We start from the raw sequence: 19123 nt of genomic DNA, 5'->3' as shown, positions 1-19123 counted from the left end.
GGCCCGTCCCTCAGCGCTTGCGCCGCCGGCCCCGGCCGCCGCGGGCCGGCCCGGAGTCCGGGGCCCCGGTCGGGGATCCGGGCCGGTCGGCGGACACGACCAGCGCGGCCAGCGCCGTGGTGACGGGCACCGAGGCCACGAGTCCGATCGAGCCGACCAGGGTCCGGACGATCTCCACCGCGACCAGCTCGCTGTTGGCCACCGAACCCATGCTGCTGTTCGCGATGGAGAACAGGAGGAGCAGGGGGAGCGCGGCGCCCGCATAGGCCAGTACCAGCGTGTTGACCACCGATGCGATGTGGTCGCGGCCGATCCTGATTCCCGCCCGGTACAGGGCGCGCGACCCCATCGCCGGGTCGGCCTGGTGCAGTTCCCACACCGCCGAGGTCTGGGTGACCGTCACGTCGTCGAGTACGCCCAGGGATCCGATGATGATACTGGCGAGCAGCAAACCGCTCATGTCGATCTCCGGGTAGAGCCCGTGGATCAGCCCGGTGTTGTCGTCGGTGTTGCCGCTGAGGAACGCCCAGCCGATGAACAGGGAGCCCAGCAGCCCGATCAGCAGCAGTGAGACGAGCGTGCCGATGACGGCGACCGAGGTACGGGCGGTCAAACCGTGGCACATGTAGAGCGCGATGAGCATGATGGCGCTCGCCCCGACCACCGCGACGACCAGGGGGTTAGAACCCTGCAGGATGGCCGGGAGGATGAAGAGCATCAGCACCCCGAAACTGACGACGAGCGCGATCAGCGCGAACAGCCCGCGCATCCGCCCGACGAGTACGACGGCGACGGCGAAGATGCCGGCCAGCACCGCCATCGGGAGCTTGCGGTTCACGTCGATGACCGAGTACTGGAGGTCGCGGGGAGCGTCCGGCGCGTACGCCACCACCACCTCCTGACCGTCCGCCAACTGCCGTGGCGCGCCCGGCTGGACGATCTCGACGAAGGTGCGGCCCTTGTCGGGTCCCGTGCCGACCTCGACCGTGGCCTTCTTGCACTCGCCGGTCTGCGCGGCCAGGGCTTCGCGGCCTTCGGGCGTGGAGGTGTCACCGGTCGGCGGCACCTGGGAGGCGTTCACGGATTTGCAGTCGACGCGTTCCAGCGAGACGACCCGGGCCTGCTGGGTCTGCCGGTCGAAGCCCACGCCGGTGCGCTCGTGCCCGGGCGCGCCGCCCGGCCACAGCACCACCATGCCGATGAAGACGGCGGTGGCGAAGGGGATCAGGACGGCGGCGATGACCTTGCGCAGATGCTTCGAGACGGGGGCGGCCGGACCGTGGCTGTGGCTGTGGGAGTGCCCGGACGCGGGCCCGGGACCGGAGTGCGCGTGGCCGGGACGACCAGTGGGCTCTGTGGGTTCGTTGGGGGGATGCGGCGAGGACGTCACCAGCAGATCATCGCAAGAGATGAGGGGGCCCACTGTTCAGCACGCCACAGATGACGCTAGCGTGGGGGCACCTTTGCACAACGCGGGAGCTCGGAGCACCGGGCTGAGAGGACGCTGATCACCGTACGCGCATCACGGATGCGTACGGGAAGAGGCTGCGTCGACCGCCGAACCTGTTACCGGGTAATGCCGGCGTAGGGAGATAGGTCTCATGACCATTCAGGACGCACGCACGCCTGCCGTCAGCCAGGACGCCGATGGCCGGACCGAGCGCCGGCCGGGCTGGCACAAGGGCTACGTGGCGGGCTCCCGCCCCGACATCCGGGTGCCGGTCCGCCAGGTCCACCTCACCAACGGCCAGGACGTGACGCTCTACGACACGTCCGGGCCGTACACCGACCCCCAGATCGACACCGACGTGCGCCGCGGTCTGGCGCCGCTGCGCGAGAACTGGATCATCGGCCGCGGGGACACCGAGGAGTACGCGGGCCGTCCCGTGCGCCCCGAGGACGACGGCATCAAGCACACCTCGCCGCGCGGCGGTCTCAAGAACCTCGACGCGGTCTTCCCGGGCCGTCCCCGCCAGCCCCGCCGGGGCCGCGGCGGGGCGGCCGTCACCCAGCTCGCGTACGCCCGCCGCGGTGAGATCACCCCGGAGATGGAGTACGTCGCGATCCGCGAGAACGTCTCCCCCGAGGTCGTCCGCGAGGAGATCGCCGCCGGTCGCGCGGTGCTCCCGGCGAACGTGAACCACCCGGAGATCGAGCCGATGATCATCGGCAAGCGCTTCCTGGTGAAGGTCAACGCCAACATCGGCAACTCGGCCGTCACCTCCTCCATCGAGGAGGAGGTCGACAAGATGACCTGGGCGACCAAGTGGGGCGCCGACACGGTCATGGACCTCTCGACGGGCCGCAACATCCACACCACGCGCGAGTGGGTGCTGCGCAACTCCCCCGTCCCGATCGGGACCGTGCCGCTCTACCAGGCACTGGAGAAGGTCGACGGCCGCGCCGAGGACCTGACCTGGGAGATCTACAAGGACACGGTCATCGAGCAGGCCGAGCAGGGCGTCGACTACATGACGGTCCACGCCGGCGTGCTGCTGCCGTACGTCCCGCTGACCGCCCGCCGCAAGACCGGCATCGTCTCGCGCGGTGGCTCGATCATGGCCGCGTGGTGCCTCGCACACCACAAGGAGAACTTCCTCTACACGAACTTCGAGGAGCTCTGCGAGATCCTCGCGACGTACGACGTCACGTACTCGCTCGGCGACGGCCTGCGCCCCGGCTCCATCGCGGACGCCAACGACGCGGCGCAGTTCGCCGAACTGAAGACGCTGGGCGAGCTCAACACCATCGCCAAGCGCCACAACGTCCAGACGATGATCGAGGGCCCGGGCCACGTCCCGATGCACAAGATCAAGGAGAACATCGACCTCCAGCAGGAGATCTGCGAGGAGGCGCCGTTCTACACGCTCGGCCCTCTGACCACGGACGTCGCGCCCGCGTACGACCACATCACCTCGGGCATCGGTGCCGCGATGATCGCCTGGTGGGGCACCGCGATGCTCTGCTACGTCACGCCCAAGGAGCACCTGGGCCTGCCCAACCGTGACGACGTGAAGACCGGAGTCATCACCTACAAGATCGCGGCGCACGCGGCGGACCTGGCCAAGGGGCACCCCGGCGCCCAGGAGTGGGACGACGCCCTGTCGGACGCGCGGTTCGAGTTCCGCTGGGAGGACCAGTTCAACCTGGCCCTCGACCCGGACACGGCCCGCGAGTTCCACGACGAGACCCTTCCGGCGGAGCCGGCGAAGACCGCGCACTTCTGCTCCATGTGCGGTCCGAAGTTCTGCTCCATGAAGATCTCGCAGGACATCCGGCGCGAGCACGGCGGTGACCTCAAGGCCGAGGAGATCCAGGCGGGCATGGCGGAGAAGTCCGCCGAGTTCGCTGCCTCGGGCAGCCGCGTCTACCTGCCGCTGGCCGACTGACGCACCGATCGCCAGGCGTCGCTCCCCGGTCCGGCGGCCGGGAAGCGGCGCCTTTCGGTGCGTGGGCCGAGATGCAGGCGCACGGCCCTGCGCAGGCCGAGTGGATCTCCGGATGTTTCACGTGAAACATCCGTTCGCGCGCCGGCGTCACTCGGGCTGAGGTTTCGGTCCGCCGAAGTCGGGGCTCGTGAAGTCCGGTGAGCTGTAGCCCGGGCCGGGTCCCTCCGGCGGGGCACCCGGGCTGGTGAAGTCGGGCGCGGTGTAGCCCAGGGTGGGTATGCGGCCGCCGCGCCGGTGAGGTCCCGGAGTACCCGGCCCGGCGCTCGGGTCGGCCAGCGCGTCCCGCAGGAACGGCATGATGCCGCGCTCCAGCAGCGCGTTGCGCCAGGCCTCGCGGGCACGCGCGACCTCGTCGGGTATCGCCTCGGTCTCGTCCGCCACCACCTCCGTGGAGCTGTTGCGCAGAGCCGTCATCAGCAGCCCGATCACGGCGATGAACAGGGCGGCTGCGGTGAGCGCGCCGAAGAGCCAGCCCGCCGTGAGCATGGTCTCGGCGAAGGCGGGTTCGGGCTCGATCATCTTCAGGCTGTAGCCGACGAGCAGGAAGATCAGCATGGCGGTGCCCGCCAGGACGGGCGCGAGGACCGTGACCACGGCGCTCAGACCCGCGCCGTTGGCATCGCCGTGCCCGTCGCCGTCCTCCCCGGTCGTCCCGGGGGTGGAGAGGAGTTCGTCGCGCCGTTCCTCGCGGACCTTCACGTAGTGGTCGTACTCGGTGGAGGCCGCGGCCGCGAGCAGAGCGGTGGCCCCCTGAGCCATGGTGCGCAGCTGTTCGGCGTTCAGCCGTTCGCCGAGCGCGGCGAGTTCCGGCCGGTCGCGCGCGGTGCGCAGCGTCTCGTCGAGGAGCCGATCGAACTCCGGTCGGTCTTCGGTCAGCAGGTGCGGAGCGCTGGTCATGTGCATCCCCCGATGCTCCGTAGAAGCCGGTTTGCCCGCGTAGACCCGGGCGCCGGCACAAACGGAGGAGAGCCTGCTACGGATAGAGCGATGGTAGAGGGACCACGCCACCCGTTGACAGGGGCTTTCAGTAAATACCCCTCCGCGAGAACGGTTAGTTGTTCAACGGAAGTTGCACGACGAGCAGCTTGCCGGCCATCGTCACCCCGCCGTCCATCGCGATGGCAAGCCCCTCCGCGTACACGTGAGGGCCGTCCACGGCCTCCGGGCCGCGCGCCTCGTCCCCGTCCTCGGCGCCCACTTCGCCGAGCAGGTAGGGGATCGGGCTGTGTCCGTGGACGACGCGGCCACCGCCGTATGTGTCGAGCAGTTCGCGCACCGCCTGCGGGCCCGTCTCCTCGTCGCGGAAGGCGAACCGCTTGGTGAACTTGCGGAAGAGGTCCCAGGTGATGTCGGCGTCGTTGCGGTTGAGCAGCTCGTGGATGGTGTCGTTGACGTCCTCGATGGAGTCGCCGTAGTCGAGGTAGGCCGTGGTGTCGGAGTGCAGCAGCAGGTGGCCCTCCTCCAGAACGGCCGCGTCCAGCCGGGACATCCACTGGAGGTGGACGTCCTGGAGGCGCTCCATGTCGGTGCGCTGCCCGCCGTTGAGGAGCCAGGCGGCCTGGAAGGTGGCCGTGCCGGCGCCGGAGGTGACGGGGGTGTCGCCGAACCGCTTGGCGCCGATGAGGAGCAGTTCGTGGTTGCCCATGAGGGCCTTGCAGTAGCCGCCGGCGGCGGCGGCCTCGGCGGACAGTCGCATGACGAGGTCGATGACGCCGATGCCGTCGGGGCCGCGGTCGGTGAAGTCACCGAGGAACCACAGCCGGGCGTTGCCGGCGGACCAGCGGCGCTCGTCGTCGATCAGCCCGTGGGCGCGGAGTTCGGTGACGAGCTCGTCGAGGTAGCCGTGGACATCGCCGACCACGTAGAGCGGGCCGGGACCCGAGACCGCGGGCTCCTGGGGGACGTACTGGACCTGGACGGTGTCGCCGGGCCCGCCGAGCGGTGCGCGGCCGATGACGGGCAGGTCGCGCTGCGTCGGCGTGTAGCCGTCGGGGTCGCCCTCCTCGGGGACCTGGCTCACGGGGTCCGCCGGGGCGTAGTCGGGCTGCGGGGGCACGCTCGCGGCACGCTGCTCGTAGTACGCCGGGTACTCCCCGTACGCGGGAGGCGCTCCGGGCAGCCCGGTGGATACGGCGTACGCGGCGGGTTCGATGACCGGAACCCGGAAGTCCCGCAGCGTTTCCGTCCGCATCGCGGGTCCCTGACCGGCCCCCTGAGTCATCGACCCCTCCACCACCGTCGCGCTGCCGTACACCTGCGGACCCTCCTGACCTCCGAGGAGGGGCCGTGATGTCGTGCGCCCATCATAGGAATGCGGCTCGCGCTCTGTGACGCACCAGGGGTGGTGAATCCTGTGCGGAGCCGATCGTTCCTACCGCTTTCTGCCGATTTCGGTGTTGCCGAAATCCTCAGCCGCGTCGCCGACCGGTCCGACCGGCCGGTGTGGCGTCAATCTTTGGCCGGAGATCGGGGCGGGCTGACCGTCGTGCGGGGCTGCCTGCGCTGTGACGAGGTACGGATGATGAGCTCGGTCGGGACGACCTGTTCGACGGGGCGTCCCGTGTCCACGCCCTCGATCGCGTCGATCAGCAACTGCACGACGGCGGTGCCGATGCGGCGCGGTTTGAGCGAGAGCGTGGTGATGGGCGGTTCGGTGTTGGCGTAGACGGTGGACTCGCTGCAGCAGACGAGCAGCAGGTCCTCCGGGACGCGCAGGCCGTAGCGCCGGGCGGCGGCGAGCAGGTCGGTGCCGTTGGGGTCGAACAGCCCGTACACGGCGTCGGGACGGTCGGGACGGGCGAGGAGCCGGTCGGCGGCCACGGCGCCCGCGCACGGGTCGTGGGCCGGGTAGGACTCGTAGACGGGGTCCTGGCCGACGCGCTCGCACCAGTTGAGGTAGGCGGTCGTGGAGAGTCGGGTGTAGGTGTCGGTGGTGGTGCCCGTCAGCAGCCCGATACGGCGGGCTCCCGCGGCGGCGAGGTGGTCGAGCAGGTTGAGTACGGCCGCCTCGTGGTCGTTGTCGACCCAGGCGGTGACGGGGAGGGAGCCCGCCGGGCGGCCGTCGGAGACGACGGGCAGACCCTGGCGGACCAGTTCGGTGACGACGGGATCGTGGTCGGACGGATCGATGACGACGGTGCCGTCGAGGGCGACGTTGGACCACACGTCGTGTCGGGAGGTGGCGGGGAGGATGACGAGTGCGTAGCCGCGCGCCAGTGCGGCGGAGGTGGCCGCCCGGGCCATCTCGGCGAAGTAGGCGAATTCGGTGAAGGTGAAAGGTTCATCCCCGTACGTGGTCACGGTCAGGCCGATCAGGCCCGACTTGCCCGTACGGAGGGTGCGGGCGGCGGCGGACGGGCGGTAGCCCAGCCGCTCGGCGACCTCGCGAACGTGGCGGCGGGTGGCGTCCGGCAGCCGCCCCTTGCCATTGAGCGCGTCGGAGACGGTTGTGATGGAGACGCCCGCCGCGGCGGCCACGTCCCTGATGCCTGCCCGGCCCTGTCGGCCGGCTGCCCGCCGGGTGGTCTCGGTCCGGCTCACCTGATGCTTCCCTGCTGCTGTCATGGCGAGCCGATAGTAGGGCTCGGTGGGGTGGCTGGTCCGGGTGCATATGCACGCGTTGACAGGCACGATTCTGCGCGCTTCGCCACCCCCAATGACCATGGAAACAAAGGGATTTGGTGGCTCACGCCAAGCGTGGCGCTTGTCGGCGGGTACGAGCATGCCAAAGCGGTGCGATCTCGGGCCGCCCTCAAGTCACCTTCACGAGGGATGCGCGCCACGGCGCAGGCCACCGGCGCGCGCATATATGCGCGCGCTCCCCCGCATTCCAGGCGCCCCCATTCTCGCGAGGGCGGAATCCTCATAAGGTGAGCAGTATTGAGTCGACGGCGACGTCGGACGGGACGGTCGAGGAGGACCTGCGGTGAGCGAGAAGAGCCCGAAGCTGCGCGCCGAGCTGGACGGCATTCCCCTGTACAAGCCGGGCAAGCCGGCAGCCGCGGGAGGCCCTGTCGCGTACAAGTTGTCCTCGAACGAGAACCCCTACCCCCCGCTGCAGGGGGTGCTGGAGAGCGCCGTCGCGGCGGCGGGCAGCTTCAACCGCTACCCCGACATGGCCTGCACCGGCCTGGTGAACGAGATCGCCGAGCGGTTCGGGGTGCCGGTCGAGCACGTCGCCACCGGCACCGGCTCGGTGGGCGTGGCCCAGTCGCTGATCCAGTCGACGGCCGGCCCGGGTGACGAGGTCATGTACGCCTGGCGTTCCTTCGAGGCGTACCCGATCATCACGCAGATCTCGGGCGCGACCTCCGTGCAGGTCCCGCTGACGGACGGGGACGTGCACGACCTCGACGCGATGGCCGCCGCGATCACCGACCGGACCCGGCTGATTTTCGTCTGCAACCCGAACAATCCGACTGGTACCGCCGTACGCCGTGCTGAGCTGGAACGGTTCCTGGACCAGGTGCCCGCGGACGTTCTGGTGGTGCTGGACGAGGCGTACCGGGAGTTCGTCCGCGACACGGACGTGCCGGACGGCATCGAGGTGTACCGGACCCGTCCGAACGTCGCCGTGCTGCGTACCTTCTCCAAGGCGTACGGGCTCGCCGGCCTGCGGGTCGGCTTCGCGGTGGCACACGAGCCGGTGGCAGCGGCGCTGCGCAAGACGGCGGTGCCGTTCGGGGTCAGCCAGCTCGCCCAGGACGCGGCGGTCGCCTCGCTGCGAGCCGAGGACGAGCTGATGGGCCGGGTCGGGGCACTGGTGGGCGAGCGCACGCGGGTCCACGAGACGCTGCTGGCGCAGGGCTGGACGGTCCCGGACACGCAGGCGAACTTCGTCTGGATGCGGCTGGGGGAGCGGACGGCCGACTTCGCGGCGGCCTGCGAGAAGGCCGGTGTGGTGGTCCGGCCCTTCGCGGGCGAGGGCCTGCGGGTCACGATCGGTGAGACCGAGGCGAACGACCTCTTCCTGCACACGGCGGAGGCCTTCTTCAAGGAGCTGTAGCTCGCGCGTCGTGCGTCGTTACGGGGCCTGCGGTCGGCGCGTGCGCGGTCGGGCCAGGGGTCCGGGTGCGGCTACGCGAGTTCCACGCGGACGGGGTCCCCGTCGCGGACGGTGGACAACAGGCGGGGGTCGCCGTCGAACGAGCCGAGCACATTGCACGGGCTCGCCAGGCGGCTCTCGCCGGCGCGCGAGACGGGCGTCGGGCCGTAGGGCAGCGCGAGCGCGTCCCCCTCGGTCCAGAACGCGACCGTGCCGGGCTCGACGACCTGGCGCGCGTCGTGCTCCAGATCCACGGAGACGCCCGTGTCGAAATAGACCTCCTCGCCCCATGTGCGGGCGGAGGCGGAGATTGGAAGGGCCGCGGCCAGTGCCTTGCTGGTCGGGGTGTCCTCAAGGGTCGCGGTGAGCTGGCCCGCGGGCCAGGAGATTCGTATCTTCATGCGCCACATTCAACAATCTGTTGAATTTCTTGGCTAGGGGGACCCCCCGTGCGAGGCGCGAAAACCTGTGCGCCATAATGCTTGTGAATGTGAACGCGTTCACAAGCGTGTCCCGCTTTCTCCCGGATTGAGTGGGCCGCACCAGGCAGATGCCCTGTGACCACGGCGAGCTGAAGGAGACGACGACGTGGACCTCGCTCTGGCGCCGGAGACCTTGGCGCGATGGCAGTTCGGCATAACCACCGTCTACCACTTCCTCTTCGTGCCCCTGACGATCTCTCTCGCCGCCCTCACGGCCGGCCTGCAGACGGCCTGGGTGCGGACCGGTAAGGAGAAGTACCTCAGGGCGACGAAGTTCTGGGGCAAGCTCTTCCTGATCAATATCGCGATGGGTGTCGTCACCGGCATCGTCCAGGAGTTCCAGTTCGGCATGAACTGGTCCGACTACTCGCGCTTCGTCGGGGACGTATTCGGAGCCCCGCTGGCCTTCGAAGCGCTGATCGCCTTCTTCTTCGAATCGACCTTCATCGGCCTGTGGATCTTCGGCTGGGACAAGCTGCCGAAGCGCATCCACCTCGCCTGCATCTGGATGGTGTCGATCGGCACCGTACTGTCCGCCTACTTCATCCTGGCGGCCAACTCCTGGATGCAGCACCCGGTGGGCTACCGCATCAACGCCGAGCGGGGTCGGGCCGAGCTCACCGACTTCTGGCTCGTGCTCACGCAGAACACGGCCCTCACCCAGTTCTTCCACACGATCACCGCCGCCTTCCTCGTCGGTGGCGCGTTCATGGCCGGCATCGCGGCCTTCCACCTGGCCCGCAAGAAGCACGTCGCCGTCATGCGCAGCTCGCTGAGGCTCGGGTTGATCACGTTGATCATCGCCGGAATGGGCACGGCGATCAGCGGTGACCTGCTCGGCAAGGTGATGTACAAGCAGCAGCCGATGAAGATGGCCGCCGCCGAGGCGCTCTGGGACGGCGAGGCACCCGCGCCCTTCTCCGTCTTCGCGTACGGCGACGTCGACAAGGGCCACAACAAGGTCGCGATCGAGATACCCGGCTTGCTGTCCTTCCTCGCCAACGACGACTTCACCTCGTTCGTCCCGGGCATCAACGACGTCAACAAGGCCCAGCAGGAGAAGTTCGGCCCCGGTGACTACCGGCCCAACATTCCCGTCGCCTACTGGGGCTTCCGCTGGATGATCGGCTTCGGGATGGCCTCGCTCGGCATCGGCGTGCTCGGCCTGTGGCTGACGCGGAAGAAGTTCCTGCTGCCGCCGGCGCTGCGCACGACGGAGGACGAGGTCCCGAACCTGGTCCTCTTCAGGGAGGCACTCAGCCCCCGCTTCGAGAAGCTGTACTGGATCGTCGCGCTCTGGACGATGGGCTTCCCCCTGATCGCCAACTCCTGGGGCTGGATCTTCACCGAGATGGGCCGGCAGCCGTGGGTGGTCTACGGAGTCCTGCGGACCAGGGACGCGGTCTCGCCGCACGTCTCCCAGGGTGAGGTCCTGACCTCGATGATCGGATTCACCCTCCTGTACGCCGTTCTCGCCGTCATAGAGGTCAAGCTTCTCGTCAAGTACGTCAAGGCCGGCCCGCCGGAACTCACCGAGGCCGATCTCAACCCGCCCACCAGGATCGGCGGGGACGACAAGAACGCCGACCGTCCGATGGCCTTCTCGTACTGAGGCTGGGGAGACCACACCATGCAACTCCACGACGTCTGGTTCGTACTCATCGCCGTCCTGTGGATCGGCTACTTCTTCCTGGAGGGATTCGACTTCGGAGTCGGGGTCCTGACCAAGCTCCTCGCCCGAAACCGTACGGAGAAGCGCGTCCTGATCAACACGATCGGGCCCGTGTGGGACGGCAACGAGGTATGGCTGCTCACCGCGGGCGGCGCGACCTTCGCCGCGTTCCCCGAGTGGTACGCCACCCTCTTCTCCGGGTTCTATCTGCCCCTGCTGCTCATCCTGGTCTGCCTGATCATCCGCGGCGTCGCCTTCGAGTACCGGCACAAGCGCCCCGAGGACACGTGGCAGACCAACTGGGAACGCGCGATCTTCTGGACCTCGCTGATTCCCGCGTTCCTGTGGGGCGTGGCCTTCGCCAACATCGTGCGCGGCGTGAAGATCGACCAGGACATGGAGTACGTCGGCAACCTCTTCGACCTGCTCAACGTCTACTCGCTCCTCGGCGGCCTCGTCACCCTCACCCTGTTCACCTTCCACGGCGCGGTGTTCACCTCGCTCAAGACCGTCGGTGACATCCGGGACCGCTCGCGGAAACTGGCGGGCCGGCTCGGTGCGGTCACCGCTGTGCTGGCGCTGGTCTTCCTGCTCTGGACCCAGGCCTCGCGCGGCGACACCAAGAGCCTGGTCGCGATGGTCGTCGCCGTGCTGGCGCTGCTGGGAGCCCTGGGCTGCAACCTGGCGGGCCGGGAGGGCTGGGCGTTCGCCCTGTCGGGGGTCACCATCGCGGCGGCCGTCGCGATGCTGTTCCTGACGCTCTTCCCGAACGTCATGCCGTCCTCGCTGAACGAGGCCTGGAACCTCACGGTCACCAACGCCTCGTCCAGCGCGTACACGCTGAAGATCATGACGTGGTGCGCGGCGGTGGCCACTCCGCTCGTCATGCTCTACCAGGGTTGGACGTACTGGGTGTTCCGCAAGCGCATCGGGACGCAGCACATCGTCGACGTGCACTGAGTCCCGCCCGTAGCGCCGTCCGGCCCACCTGCCCGACCGCATGCCTTCCTGACTGACCCTGCCCTGGGGGATGTTTCACGTGAAACCGATCGACCCGCGCCTGCTTCGGTACGCCCGTTCCACCCGTCTCTTCCTCGGCGCGGTGGTGGCCCTCGGCCTGGCCGGGGCGGGGCTGGTCGTCGGTCAGGCCATGCTGATCGCCGACATCGTGGTCGGGGCCTTCGAGGAGGGGCTGGGCGGTACGGCGCTCCGCACACCCCTGCTGCTGCTCGTTGCGGTGGCGCTGGGGCGCGGGCTGGTCGCCTGGCTGACCGAGCTCGCCGCACACCGGGCGAGCGCGGCGGTCAAGTCGGAGCTGCGGGGCCGGCTGCTGGACCGGGCGGCGGACCTCGGTCCCGGCTGGCTGACCGGTCAGCGGACCGGTTCGCTGGTGGCCCTGGCCACCCGGGGCGTGGACGCGCTCGACGACTACTTCTCGCGGTACCTGCCCCAGCTGGGGCTCGCCGTGGTCGTGCCGGTCGCGGTGCTCGCCCGCATCGTGACCGAGGACTGGGTGTCGGCGGCCATCATCGTCGTCACGCTCCCCCTGATCCCGCTGTTCATGATCCTCATCGGAATGGCCACCCAGTCCCGGATGGACCGCCAGTGGCGCCTGCTGTCACGGCTGTCGGGGCACTTCCTCGACGTGGTCGCCGGGCTCCCCACGCTGAAGGTGTTCGGCCGGGCCAAGGCACAGGCCGAGTCCATCCGGAGGATCACCGACGACTACCGGCGCGCGACGATGCGAACGCTGCGCATCGCCTTCCTCTCCTCCTTCGCCCTGGAACTGCTGGCGACACTGTCGGTGGCACTGGTGGCCGTGACCATCGGCATGCGGCTGGTCCACGGCGAGCTGGACCTCTACACCGGGCTGGTCATCCTGATCCTCGCGCCCGAGGCCTATCTCCCGCTGCGACAGGTGGGCGCGCAGTACCACGCCGCCGCCGAGGGGCTGGCGGCCGCCGAGGAGATCTTCGAGGTACTGGAAACTCCGGTCGGTGGTCCGGCGGGCGCTCCGGCACCCGGTCCGGGCCGCGGGGTCGAGCTGCCGAAGGGCGCTCCGCTGCGGATCGAGATCGACGGGGTCGCCGTCCGGTACGAGGGCAGGGGCGAGGACTCGCCGGGCCCGGTGTCACTGACGGTCGAGCCCGGTGAGTGCGTGGCCCTCACCGGCCCGAGCGGGGTCGGGAAGTCCACGCTGCTCCAGGTCCTGCTGGGGTTCGTGGCGCCCACCTCGGGCCGGGTCCGGGTCGCGGGCACGGACCTCGCCGAGCTGTCACCGGCCGGCTGGCGTGAGCGCATCGCCTGGGTGCCGCAGCGGCCGCACCTGTTCGCCGGAACGATCGGTGACAACGTACGACTCGCCCGGCCGGGGGCCTCCGACGCCGCCGTGATCGAGGCCCTGGAGGACGCCGGGGCCCGGGAGTTCGTGGCCGACCTGCCGAACGGGGTGGAGACGCTCCTCGGTGAGGGCGGCGTCGGACTCTCCGCCGGCCAGCGCCAGCGACTGGCCCTGGCGCGGGCCTTCCTCGCCGACCGGCCGGTGCTGCTGCTGGACGAACCGACGGCGGCTCTGGACGGTGAGACCGAGGCCGGCATCGTGGAGGCGGTCCGCCGGCTCGCCATGGGCCGGACCGTTCTCCTCGTCGTGCACAGGCCGGCCCTGCTCGCCGTCGCGGACCGCGTGGTCGCGCTGGCGCCGCCGGTTCCACTCCCCCCGGCGGCGGCCGGTCAGCCTCCGGCCCGTCCGGCGATCGCGGTCGACGGCCGTGCCGCCGGGAGGGGATCCGGGGAGCCGGCTCCGGACGCCGGCGAGTGGATCCTCGGCGCCGAGTCCGAGCGGGCGCGGGCCGGTGGCGGCGCCGACTTGGGCGGCTCGGATCCCCTGCGCCGGGTGCGCGCGGTGGCCAGGGCCTGGCAGGGACGGTTCAGGCTCGGACTGCTGCTCGGGGCGCTCGCCGTGGGATGCGGCGTCGGTCTGATGGCCGTGTCCGGTTGGCTGATCTCGCGTGCCTCGGAGCAGCCGCCCGTGCTCTATCTGATGGTGGCCGTCACCGCCACCCGTGCCTTCGGTATGGGACGGGCCGTCTTCCGGTACGCCGAGCGGCTCGTCTCGCACGACGCCGTCCTGCGGATGCTCGCCGACCTGCGGGTCTCCGTGTTCCGCCGACTGGAGCGCATCGCTCCCGCCGGGCTGCGCGAGCACCGGCGCGGGGACCTGTTGGCCCGGCTGGTGGCCGACGCGGACGCCCTGCAGGACTACTGGTTGCGCTGGCTGCTGCCGGTCGGCACCGCCGTGCTCGTCGGCACCGGATCGGTGGCCTTCACGGCATGGCTGCTGCCCGAGGTCGGAGCGGTGCTCGGCGCCGGACTGCTCGCGGCCGGTGTCGGTGTGCCTCTGGTCAGCGGTGCCTGCGCCCGCCGTGCGGAGCGCCGGCTCGCCCCCGCTCGGGGTCAGCTCGCCACCCGGGTGGCCGATCTGCTCACGGGTACCGCCGAGCTCACCGTCGCCGGCGCGCTGGAGGACCGGAAGGCCCGGGCGAGGGAGAGCGACGGCGTGCTGACGCGGATCGCCGCGCGGGGGGCCGCCGCCACGGGGCTGGGCAGCGGACTGTCCGCGCTCGTGTGCGGACTCACCGTCGTGGCGGCCGCGGCGTTCGCCGCGAGCGCGGTCCACGACGGACGGCTCTCCGGGGTCGCCATGGCCGTCGCCGTCCTGACCCCCCTCGCCGCCTTCGAGGCGGTCAACGGACTTCCGCAGGCCGTCCAGTACCGCCAGCGGGTGCGCCGCAGCGCCGAGCGGATCTACGAGGTCATCGACGCCCCGGCCCCGGTCGCCGAGCCGGAGCGGACCCACGCGGCACCGGCCTCGCCCTTCCCGCTACGGCTGACGGGCCTCACCGCCCGGCACCCGGGACAAGAGGGCGACGCGCTGCGCGGACTGGACCTGACCCTGGAAGTGGGCCGCCGCATCGCGGTCGTCGGCGCTTCCGGATCGGGCAAGACCACCTTGGCCCAGGTACTCCTGCGGTTCCTGGACCCGAGCGACGGGACATACACCCTGGGCGGGGCGGATGCGCGTTCGCTCGACGGCGACGCCGTACGCGCCCTCGTGGGCCTCTGCGCCCAGGACGCGCACATCTTCGACAGCTCGGTACGGGAGAACCTGCGGCTGGCCCGGACGGGGGCGAGCGAGCAGGACCTGCGGGCCGCCCTGTCCGGTGCCCGGCTGCTGGAGTGGGCGGACAGCCTTCCGGACGGGCTGGACACACTGGTCGGCGAGCACGGCGCACGGCTGTCCGGCGGCCAGCGCCAGCGTCTGGCCCTGGCCCGCGCGCTCCTCGCGGACTTCCCCGTACTGGTTCTGGACGAGCCGGCCGAGCACCTGGACCTGGTCACGGCGGATGCGCTCACGGCGGACCTGCTGGCCGCGACGCAGGGCCGTACCACCGTGCTGATCACGCACCGGCTGGCCGGCCTGGAGGCGGTGGACGAGGTACTCGTGCTGGAGGGTGGTGAGGTGGTCCAGCGGGGTGCGTACGCGAAGCTGGCCGCGGCCGAGGGGCCGCTGAAGCGGCTGTTGGAGCGGGAGAGGGCCGTGGATGCGACCTTGGCCGACTTTCCCCGGTAAAAGGGACTAACTAGGCTCAAGAGCATGTCAGTGCAGGAGTCGCAGCAATCGCCGGACCCGTCGTCGCGAGCGCCGGACCGGCTGGAAGCCGCCACCCGGGCCACCAGGAGTCTGCAGGGTCTGTCCACCGAGCTCACCGCCCGGGTTCCGCAGTTGCTGGAGGCCATGAGGTCGGTCGGTACCGGACTTGAACTGCACTCCACCCTGGACCGCATCTGCGAGACCGCGGCCGAGCTCGCCGACTCCCGCTACGCGGCGATCGGAGTGGTCGACACGGAAGGTCGAGGGCTCTCGGACTTCGTCACCTTCGGGATCAGCTCAGAGCTCGCCCGGAAGATCGGGCACCGTCCGGACGGGAAGAGGGGTCTGCTGGGAGCGCTGATCTCGCACCCCGACACGGTGCAGCTCGCCGATCTGACCAGGGACCCGCGGGCGGCGGGGTTCCCGGCGCACCACCCGCCCATGAAGACCTTCCTCGGTGTCCCGATCAGGGTGCAGGGGGAGATCTTCGGCAATCTGTACCTCGCAGAGAAGAACGGCGGCGGCCAGTTCAACGACTACGACGTCCATATGGTCCGGGTCCTGGCCACGGAGGCCGGCATCGCCATCGGCAATGCCCGTCTCTACGAGGCCGCCACCCAGCGCGAGCGCTGGATCGACGGCTCGGTGGCCGTCACCACCGCCCTGCTCTCCGGCGGGGACGCGGACGACGCCCTCACCGTGGTGGCCGAACAGGCCCGACACCTGGCCGACTCCGCCGCCGGCATCGTGCTGCTGCCGGCCGAGGAGGGCGGCATGGAGATCGTCGCCGTGTCCGCCGAGAACACGGCCACCTCGCTCGGCGTGGTGATCCCGGCCGAGAGCCCCGTAGTGGAACGGCTGCTCCAGGGCGAGCCGGTCTTCGTGGACGACGCGGCGGCCGACCCCCGCACGATCAGCAAGCTCACCAGCCAGTACGGGCCGTGCATGATGCTGCCCCTGCACAGCGGCGGGCGGGTGCTGGGCGCGCTGGTCACCCCTCGGGCACGCGGCGAGCGCCCGTTCAGCGAGGCCGAGCGGACCCTGGCCACGCAGTTCGCCTCCCAGGCGGCGCTCGCCCTGATGATGGCGGAGGCACAACGGGACAGGGAGCGGCTGGCGGTGTTCGAAGACCGCGACCGCATCGCACGCGACCTGCACGATCTGGTGATCCAGCGGCTGTTCGCCACCGGGATGATGCTGGAGGGCGCCCAGCGCCGGTCCCTCGTCCCGGAGGTCCGCGACGGGGTCGGCAAGGCCGTCGACGAGCTGGACGTGACGATCCAGGAGATCCGCACCGCGATTTTCGCCCTCCAGCAGGGCCCGGCAGAGGCCCCTTCGGGGCTGCGGACCCGGGTGCTGAGGGAGATCAACACGGCCGCCGTTCCGCTGGGCTTCAAGCCCGCGCACCGTTTCGTCGGACCGATCGATGCGGTGGTCGGCGAGCTGGTGGGCAAGAACCTGATCGCGGCGCTGCGTGAGGCGCTGTCCAACGCGTTCAGGCACGCCGACGCGTCGCGGATCGAGGTGGTCCTGGACTCCACCGTCACGCTCTCCGACGGGCGGCCCGGGGTCCGGCTGGCGGTCGCCGACGACGGGGTGGGCATGCCCGAGGGCGGGCGCCGCAGCGGGCTGCGAAACCTGCGCCGGCGCGCCGAGTCGCTGGGCGGCGCGAGCTCGTACGGCCCGGGCATCGGCAAGGACGGCAGCGGGACCACCCTGGTGTGGGAGGCACCGCTCTAGAGAGGGCGTTGCCCCGTCAGCCCGGCTGCCCCGTCTGTCTGCCTCAGGCCCGGTCGGGAGTCGCGGTTCCGGGGTCCGCCGGAACCTCCCGGGACGCGATGCGCTCGGCCAGGATGCGTTCGATGACGACCGCGACCCCGTCCTCGTTGTTGGCCGTCGTACGACCGGACGCGGCCGCGATGACATCGGGGTGGGCGTTGTCCATCGCGAACGAGGTGCCCGCCCAGCTGAGCATCTCCACGTCGTTCGGCATGTCTCCGAAGGCGACGACCTCGGCAGGGGAGATGCCCCGCTCGGCGCAGCAGAGAGCCAGCGTGCTGGCCTTGGAGACGCCCGGTCCGCTGATCTCCAGCAGAGAGGTCGGGCTGGAGCGGGTGATCGACGCATGGGCCCCGGCGGACTCACGGGCCAGTACGAGGAACTCGTCCGGGGCGAGCTCGGCATGGTGCGCGAGCAGTTTGAGGACCGGAGCGGCGGTGTCGTCCGTCTCGTCCCGCAGCAGCTGCTCGGCGGTGCCGATGTGGGCCGCGGGGTCCTTGAAGAACGGCGGATACGCCGGCTCGTAGTTGATGCCCGTGGTCAGCTCGACCGCGAAGGACGTGCCGGGGGCCGCCGCTCGCAGGGCGTCCACCACAGCCAGCGCGGCTACCCGAGGAAGTGCCCTGACCTGGACGAATTTCCGCCCGGCGTGGAGGTCGACCACAGCCGCGCCGTTCGCGCAGATCGCGAGGCCGTGCCCGTGGACGTGGTCGCTGACCACGTCCATCCACCGGGCGGGGCGGCCGGTGACGAAGAAGACCTCGATCCCGGCCTCCTCGGCGGCGGCAAGGGCAGCGACGGTCCGGGGCGAGACGGACTTGTCGTCGCGCAGCAGGGTGCCGTCGAGGTCGGTGGCGATGAGTCGGGGCGCGGGGGTTGGCCCGTCCGGGCGCTGGGGAGCCGAGGTCACGGCTCCATCTTCGCCCATGGGCCGCATGCGGCGAACCATGATCGAGTGGCTCGGAAGGAGCCGGCTCTGGACGCGCGTGGATGTTTCACGTGAAACATCCACGCGCTGGGCCATAGCGGCCGTGTTTCACGTGAAACATGCCTACGGACCCGATCGCTTCCGGAGTCGGCGGGAGCGATGAGCGCCGAGGGGGTCCGTCGGCTTAGGCTCACATGTATGAGTCTGCGTCTGAGCACGGTGATCCTCCCGGTCCGTCGATGGCACGAGGGAGGCCGCGACCAATGGCTGCGCGCCGAGCGGCTCGGCTTCCACACCGCTTACACCTACGACCACCTCTCCTGGCGGACCTTCCGCGACGGCCCGTGGTTCGGCGCCGTGCCCACGCTGACGGCGGCAGCCGCGGCCACCGAGCGGCTGCGTCTGGGCACGCTCGTCACCTCGCCGAACTTCCGTCATCCGGTGACCCTGGCCAAGGAGCTCATCACGCTGGACGACGTCTCGGGCGGTCGCGTCACCCTCGGGATCGGCGCGGGCGGCAACGGTTTCGACGCGACCGCACTGGGCCAGGAGTCCTGGACCCCGCGCGAGCGCGCCGACCGGTTCGGCGAGTTCGTTCCGCTCCTGGACCGGTTGCTGACGGAGGGGGCCGTGAGTCACTCGGGAGCCTTCTACTCGGCCGAGGAGGCCCGCAACCTTCCTGGCTGCGTGCAGCGGCCGCGTCTGCCCTTCGCGGTCGCCGCCACCGGCCCGCGCGGGCTGCGCCTCGCCGCCCGCCACGGCCAGGCCTGGGTGACCACGGGTGATCCGAAACTCTCCGAGAACGGCACCCCCGCGCAGTCGCTGGAGGCCCTGCGCGGGCAGATCGGCCGGCTGGAGAAAGCCCTGGCGGAGGCCGGGCGGGAGACCGAGCCCATGGAGAAGATCTTCCTGACCGGATTCACACCCGAACGCAACACCCTGCTCCAGTCCGTGGACGCCTTCGTCGACTTCGCGGGCCGCCATCGCGAACTCGGCTTCGCCGAGCTCGTGATCCACGCGCCGATCCCCGACTCCGACTTCGCGGCGGACGAGAACGTCTTCGAGCGGATCGCCACGGAAGCTCTGGCCCAGCTGGACGGCTAGTGCGGTGGACCTTG

At 70.4% G+C, this 19123-nt stretch carries 13 protein-coding genes; 7 read left to right on the top strand and 6 right to left on the bottom strand.

What is annotated here, in order from left to right:
* Nucleotides 1–10: 10 nt before the first annotated feature.
* On the bottom strand, nt 11–1390 hold the full coding sequence (locus ACWFQ8_RS09095) for a YibE/F family protein (protein WP_453785530.1): 1380 nt from the start codon (nt 1388–1390) through the stop codon (nt 11–13).
* Nucleotides 1391–1601: 211 nt separating this feature from the next.
* On the opposite strand from ACWFQ8_RS09095, the gene thiC reads away from it, so the two are divergent.
* Nucleotides 1602–3389 carry a phosphomethylpyrimidine synthase ThiC gene (gene thiC, locus ACWFQ8_RS09090; protein ID WP_453785529.1) on the top strand — a complete coding sequence of 596 codons (1788 nt, stop codon included), beginning with the start codon at nt 1602–1604 and terminating at the stop codon, nt 3387–3389.
* A 147-nt stretch (nt 3390–3536) separates the two neighbouring features.
* On the opposite strand, the gene ACWFQ8_RS09085 is transcribed toward thiC, so the two are convergent.
* The 3 genes from ACWFQ8_RS09085 to ACWFQ8_RS09075 form a co-directional block, all read right to left on the bottom strand.
* Entirely contained in the window at nt 3537–4352 is an 816-nt protein-coding gene (locus tag ACWFQ8_RS09085) for a hypothetical protein (RefSeq protein WP_453785528.1), read from the bottom strand.
* Nucleotides 4353–4500: 148 nt separating this feature from the next.
* Entirely contained in the window at nt 4501–5685 is a 1185-nt protein-coding gene (locus tag ACWFQ8_RS09080) for a metallophosphoesterase (protein WP_453785669.1), read from the bottom strand.
* 212 nt (nt 5686–5897) lie between these two features.
* Nucleotides 5898–7013: a LacI family DNA-binding transcriptional regulator gene (locus ACWFQ8_RS09075; protein WP_453785527.1), complete on the bottom strand. Its 1116-nt coding sequence runs from the start codon at nt 7011–7013 to the stop codon at nt 5898–5900.
* 361 nt (nt 7014–7374) lie between these two features.
* Between ACWFQ8_RS09075 and hisC the strand changes: the two genes are divergently transcribed.
* Nucleotides 7375–8454, top strand: a complete 1080-nt coding sequence (gene hisC, locus ACWFQ8_RS09070; protein ID WP_453785526.1) for a histidinol-phosphate transaminase — start codon at nt 7375–7377, stop codon at nt 8452–8454.
* 71 nt (nt 8455–8525) lie between these two features.
* Here the strand turns inward: hisC and ACWFQ8_RS09065 are convergent, their stop codons facing one another.
* Nucleotides 8526–8894 carry a cyclophilin-like fold protein gene (locus ACWFQ8_RS09065; protein WP_453785525.1) on the bottom strand — a complete coding sequence of 123 codons (369 nt, stop codon included), beginning with the start codon at nt 8892–8894 and terminating at the stop codon, nt 8526–8528.
* Between the two features lie 187 nt (nt 8895–9081).
* Here ACWFQ8_RS09065 and ACWFQ8_RS09060 point away from each other — a divergent pair, with 187 nt between their 5' ends.
* The 4 genes from ACWFQ8_RS09060 (at nt 9082) to ACWFQ8_RS09045 (ending at nt 17038) form a co-directional block, all read left to right on the top strand.
* Nucleotides 9082–10587: a cytochrome ubiquinol oxidase subunit I gene (locus tag ACWFQ8_RS09060; protein WP_453785524.1), complete on the top strand. Its 1506-nt coding sequence runs from the start codon at nt 9082–9084 to the stop codon at nt 10585–10587.
* A gap of 18 nt (nt 10588–10605) precedes the next feature.
* Nucleotides 10606–11607: a cytochrome d ubiquinol oxidase subunit II gene (cydB, locus tag ACWFQ8_RS09055; protein ID WP_453785523.1), complete on the top strand. Its 1002-nt coding sequence runs from the start codon at nt 10606–10608 to the stop codon at nt 11605–11607.
* Between the two features lie 79 nt (nt 11608–11686).
* Nucleotides 11687–15277, top strand: a complete 3591-nt coding sequence (gene cydD / locus ACWFQ8_RS09050; RefSeq protein WP_453785522.1) for a thiol reductant ABC exporter subunit CydD — start codon at nt 11687–11689, stop codon at nt 15275–15277.
* Nucleotides 15278–15301: 24 nt separating this feature from the next.
* On the top strand, nt 15302–17038 hold the full coding sequence (locus ACWFQ8_RS09045) for a sensor histidine kinase (RefSeq protein WP_453785521.1): 1737 nt from the start codon (nt 15302–15304) through the stop codon (nt 17036–17038).
* A gap of 43 nt (nt 17039–17081) precedes the next feature.
* Here the strand turns inward: ACWFQ8_RS09045 and ACWFQ8_RS09040 are convergent, their stop codons facing one another.
* On the bottom strand, nt 17082–18005 hold the full coding sequence (locus ACWFQ8_RS09040) for a Cof-type HAD-IIB family hydrolase (RefSeq protein ID WP_453785520.1): 924 nt from the start codon (nt 18003–18005) through the stop codon (nt 17082–17084).
* A 198-nt stretch (nt 18006–18203) separates the two neighbouring features.
* On the opposite strand from ACWFQ8_RS09040, the gene ACWFQ8_RS09035 reads away from it, so the two are divergent.
* The gene (locus ACWFQ8_RS09035; protein ID WP_453785519.1) at nt 18204–19109 is read left to right on the top strand and encodes an LLM class flavin-dependent oxidoreductase; all 906 of its coding nucleotides are present in this window, start codon (nt 18204–18206) and stop codon (nt 19107–19109) included.
* Nucleotides 19110–19123 lie beyond the last annotated feature (14 nt).

Source organism: Streptomyces sp. NPDC055254, from assembly GCF_053606025.1.
Note: the sequence above shows the minus strand (reverse complement) of the source record. Positions and strands in the feature narration are given on the sequence as shown.

Coding starts and splice junctions, on each gene's coding strand:
- ACWFQ8_RS09040 (WP_453785520.1), bottom strand. CDS start 18,005: ATGGGCGAAGATGGAGCCGTGACCTCGGCTCCCCAGCGCCCGGACGGG.
- ACWFQ8_RS09085 (WP_453785528.1), bottom strand. CDS start 4,352: ATGCACATGACCAGCGCTCCGCACCTGCTGACCGAAGACCGACCGGAG.
- ACWFQ8_RS09075 (WP_453785527.1), bottom strand. CDS start 7,013: ATGACAGCAGCAGGGAAGCATCAGGTGAGCCGGACCGAGACCACCCGG.
- ACWFQ8_RS09045 (WP_453785521.1), top strand. CDS start 15,302: ATGTCAGTGCAGGAGTCGCAGCAATCGCCGGACCCGTCGTCGCGAGCG.
- thiC (WP_453785529.1), top strand. CDS start 1,602: ATGACCATTCAGGACGCACGCACGCCTGCCGTCAGCCAGGACGCCGAT.
- ACWFQ8_RS09035 (WP_453785519.1), top strand. CDS start 18,204: ATGAGTCTGCGTCTGAGCACGGTGATCCTCCCGGTCCGTCGATGGCAC.
- ACWFQ8_RS09065 (WP_453785525.1), bottom strand. CDS start 8,894: ATGAAGATACGAATCTCCTGGCCCGCGGGCCAGCTCACCGCGACCCTT.
- cydB (WP_453785523.1), top strand. CDS start 10,606: ATGCAACTCCACGACGTCTGGTTCGTACTCATCGCCGTCCTGTGGATC.